Raw genomic sequence first — 2,535 nt, 5'->3', positions numbered from 1 at the left:
GGGGGCAAGCCCGGTGAGGGTGCGTGGAGCCCCGCCGGCGGCGTGCCGAGAACAAGATCGACGTTCCAGTCTGCAGTCCCTGACCTGAGCGTGAAGTTCAGCGCATACACGAGCTTACCTGCTTCCGCGAGATCGGCCATACGACGCGAAGCAGCCAGAAGCCCCCGGACAACCTCCTCACAGAGGAAGTTGGAGTGCCTGGATGAACGGGGATGATAGCCATCGGCTGTCAGGAACTCTATGAACGACTCGGGCAGAGGCACCGCCCACCCCCTTCTGGGTGACTAGCGGAGAGCTGCTCCCTCCAAGGCGTCGAGCGCTAGCTTCAGCCGCGCCACGGATTGCTCCAAGTACGCAGGATCTATTTCAACCCCAATGCTGTCCCGAGCCGAGCGAGCTGCGGCGAGGCAGGTCGTGCCCGTGCCGACGAAAGGATCGAGGACGGTATCACCAACGAAGCTGAACATCCGAACCAATCGCTCCGCAACTGAAAGCGGGAAGGGAGCGGGGTGAGTTCGCGTCGAGGCTCCGGCGAGCTGCCAAACCTGCTGAAACCACTCGCTGTGATCCGCACTCGCGATCGTACTCAAGACCCGCATTGCCGCGGTCGGGGTTCTGTACGCGCCCGGCTTCCTCTGCATAAGGATGAATTCGACATCGTTCTTGACGACTGCATTCGGCTCATAGGGCTTGCCTAGGAAGCCGCCGATGCTTCCTGCTTCGTACTTCGCATTCGCGATCTTGTACCAAATGATGGGTGCCAAGTTATCAAAGCCAAGTACACGACAGCTTTCCTGGATGGTCGAATGCAGGGGCATGACCAAGTGCCTGCCGAAGCGCCGTCTAGAGAGACAGACATCGCCGACGACAATGATCAGCCGCCCGCCCGGAACGAGGACGCGCAGGCACTCGCTCCAAACCTTGGTCAGTTGCGCGATGAAGGCATCGTAGCTCTCAACATGCCCGAGCTGCCCATGGACAGCGTTGTACCGCTTCAGCGTCCAGTAGGGTGGAGAGGTAAGAACAAGGTGTACGCTCGCGTCAGGAATCCAACGCAGGTCTCGCGCATCGCCGGCTCTTAGAAGGTGTCCGGTTGGAACTTGGCTCAGGACGCGATCGATGCGCGCCATTCGCTGGCGGTCGCGTGCAAGCGCAGGAATGGCGGACTGGGAATCGGCGAACCCAACAGGATCTTCCCCAAGCGCTTGCCTGGCAAGTCGTGCAAGGATAGACGCACGATCATCTGCAAGGACCTTCGTCCGCGCCCGACTGGGAGCTGTGACGCGAGTGGGAACTTGTGCTTCCTTCATTCAGCTACCGTGGCAGTGCCCTCGTGGGTACGGGGGGGGGGGGCTGGAGTGCCGAAACCTCGCACGAATACGCCCCCAATTACAGCAAAATCTCGATCCCCAGCGGGCAGTGATCCGAGCCCATGATCTCCGGGCGGATCCAGGCCTCGCGCAGGGCGGGGCGCAGGGCCGCGTCCACGAAGAAGTAGTCGATGCGCCAGCCGATGTTGCGCAGGCGCGCGCCCGAGCGCTGGCTCCACCAGGTGTAGACGTCCGGCCTGTCGCCGTGCAGAGCGCGGTAGGTGTCCACCCAGCCGTCCCTGGTGAAGGCGTCGAGCCAGGCGCGCTCCTCCGGCAGGAAGCCGCTGACGGTCTCGTTCTCCTCCGGGCGCGCGAGGTCGATGGGCCGGTGCGCCGTGTTGACGTCCCCGCAGATCACCACGCGGCGGCCGGCCTTCACCTGCGCGTTCGCGTGCCTGCGGAAGGCGGCGTAGAAGCCCAGCTTGTAGGCCAGGCGCTCCTCGCTGGCCTTGCCGTTGGGGAAGTAGACGTTGTAGAGGACAAAGGCCCCGAAGTCCGTGACCAGCGTGCGCCCCTCGCCATCGAAGCGCTTGACCCCGAAGCCCGCGCGCTCGCCGGCTACGGCCAGCCCCTCGCGCACGAAGGTGGCCACCCCGCTGTAGCCCTTCTTCTCGGCGGCCACCCACCGCGAACGCCAGCCCGGCGGCGCCGTGAGCGCGGGCTCGAGTTGATCGGGGTGCGCCTTGGTCTCCTGCACGCAGAGGGCATCGAGGTCCGAGCTCCAGATCCAGTCCAGCGCGCCCTTGCGCTGCACGGCGCGGATGCCGTTGACGTTCCAGCTCGCGATCTTCACCCTCGCCTCCTTGGCCTCGCCGCACCCTAGCAGAGCGGCCCGCGCCGGGACAAGCGCGGCGGGAAAGCCCTTGCCCGGCTCCGGCGGCGGGCGCAGACTGCCCGGCGTCTTCAGCCTCGCGAGGTCGCCATGCCCGCCGTTCGCCGCATCGCCGCCGCCCTCGGCCTGCTCGCACTGCTCGCCGCACCTGCGCTCGCGGGCTCGCGCCGCGCCGCCGCTGACTCGCTAGCTGCGCGCGTCGAGGCCACGCTGGCCCGCCATCTCGACGGCCCGCGCATCGCCGCCTGGCTCGAGACGCTCCCGGCCGGCAGCCTCGAGGACGAGGCGGCGCGCTGGATCCTCGCCTGGCTGCCGTTGTCCGACTGCGCCGAG

The 2,535-nt window shown here is 66.2% G+C and carries 3 protein-coding genes; 1 reads left to right on the top strand and 2 read right to left on the bottom strand.

The features are described from left to right. Positions 1 to 284: 284 nt before the first annotated feature. Positions 285 to 1,130 (bottom strand): site-specific DNA-methyltransferase, encoded by an 846-nt coding sequence (locus FJ251_15420; protein MBM4119092.1) that lies wholly within the window; start codon positions 1,128 to 1,130, stop codon positions 285 to 287. A gap of 259 nt (positions 1,131 to 1,389) precedes the next feature. Then, positions 1,390 to 2,163: an exodeoxyribonuclease III gene (gene xth, locus FJ251_15415; GenBank protein ID MBM4119091.1), complete on the bottom strand. Its 774-nt coding sequence runs from the start codon at positions 2,161 to 2,163 to the stop codon at positions 1,390 to 1,392. A 129-nt stretch (positions 2,164 to 2,292) separates the two neighbouring features. Here xth and FJ251_15410 point away from each other — a divergent pair. Further along, the coding region (locus FJ251_15410; protein ID MBM4119090.1) for a hypothetical protein at positions 2,293 to 2,535 on the top strand (243 nt) is incomplete at its 3' end.

It is taken from the genome of bacterium (genome assembly GCA_016873475.1).
Taxonomy (GTDB): Bacteria; Krumholzibacteriota; Krumholzibacteriia; order JACNKJ01; family JACNKJ01; genus VGXI01.
Note: the sequence above shows the minus strand (reverse complement) of the source record. Positions and strands in the feature narration are given on the sequence as shown.